General features: G+C 54.3%; 1 protein-coding gene. It reads left to right on the forward strand.

The features are described from left to right. The first annotated feature begins 53 nt into the window (after positions 1-53). Positions 54-1,276 (forward strand): IS3 family transposase gene (locus F475_RS30160; protein WP_177431145.1). Its coding sequence is split into 2 segments (ribosomal slippage): positions 54-405 and positions 405-1,276, totalling 1,224 coding nucleotides; the frame shifts between segments, so codons are not numbered across the junction. Positions 1,277-1,313 lie beyond the last annotated feature (37 nt).

Here is a 1,313-nt window from a genome sequence, read left to right on the forward strand (position 1 = left end):
TGTCTCGTCCTGAATAAGGTTTACACCTTCTGACTTATCTTCAGGAGGAACCAATGGATACGGGGAAAAGGCGCAGCCAGCGAGATTACACGCTGGGCTTTAAATTGGCAGTCGTCGATCAGGTCGAAAAAGGCGAGTTGAGTTATAAAGAGGCTCAACGGCGCTACGGGATTCAGGGGCGGTCGACTGTGCTGGTGTGGTTACGCAAGCATGGGCGGCAGGACTGGAGCCAAGGCGCCTCTATTCGCGCCCAGAGGAGCCGACCGATGGACGAACAAAGTTTGCCGCTGACCCCTGAGCAGCGAATCAAGGAGCTGGAGGAAAAACTGGCCCTTGCCAATCAGAAAGCCCAATTCTTCGAAGCGGTGGTTGACGTGTTGAAGAACGATTACGGGGTTTCTATCATAAAAAAGCGATCCGGCAAGTCCTCACCCAAGGGCAAGTCCAAGGCCTGAGCATTCAGAGGGCTTGCCAGTTTCTGGGTATATCCCGGCAGGCGTACTACAAACGAAACCGGGCTCATGACGCGCAAGCCAGTCATGCTCAGAAAGTGCTGGGTTTTGTCCTGGAAACACGTCTTCAGATGCCCCGGTTGGGCACTCGTAAGCTGCATGGCCTTATGCAGGCGGAGCCTGAGCTGACGCAAACGGTAGGTCGAGATCGGCTATTCGATATCTTGCGAGACAATCGGCAACTGGTTCCTCGCAAGCGCGCCTATCACAAGACCACTGACAGCCATCATCGCTTCCGCCGACATCCGAACCGGTTAAAACCTGGCCCTGATCAAGTGACTGCCACGGGACCCGAGCAGGTCTGGGTGGCGGACATCACCTATTTGCCGACCCAACAAAGCGTTGCCTATGTGAGCTTGGTGACCGATGCCTACTCTCGCAAAATCGTCGGCCATCACGTGCATGAAACCCTGCACACCGAATCGGTCATCCAGGCGATGAGTAAGGCTCTACGGGGCAGAAGAACGGATCAGACGCTGGTGCATCACTCAGATCGCGGCTCGCAATACTGCTCTGATCTCTACCAGAAGTTGCACGCCAAACATGGAATCAGGTGCTCGATGACCGACGGGTATGACTGTTATCAGAACGCTTTGGCAGAGCGTGTGAACGGGATCTTGAAGACAGAGTTTCTGCTTCACCGACCTAGAGATCTGGCCGAGGCGATTCGAATGGTCGACGAGTCGATAAGCATCTACAACAGCAAACGTCCGCACCTATCGTTGAAATGCAAAACGCCCGATGCGGTGCATCGGGCGTTTTGAGGGTGAAACAGGTGTAAACCTATTTCAGGACTAGACA

Source organism: Pseudomonas sp. URMO17WK12:I6 (assembly GCF_003253625.1).
Taxonomy (GTDB): Bacteria; Pseudomonadota; Gammaproteobacteria; order Pseudomonadales; family Pseudomonadaceae; genus Aquipseudomonas.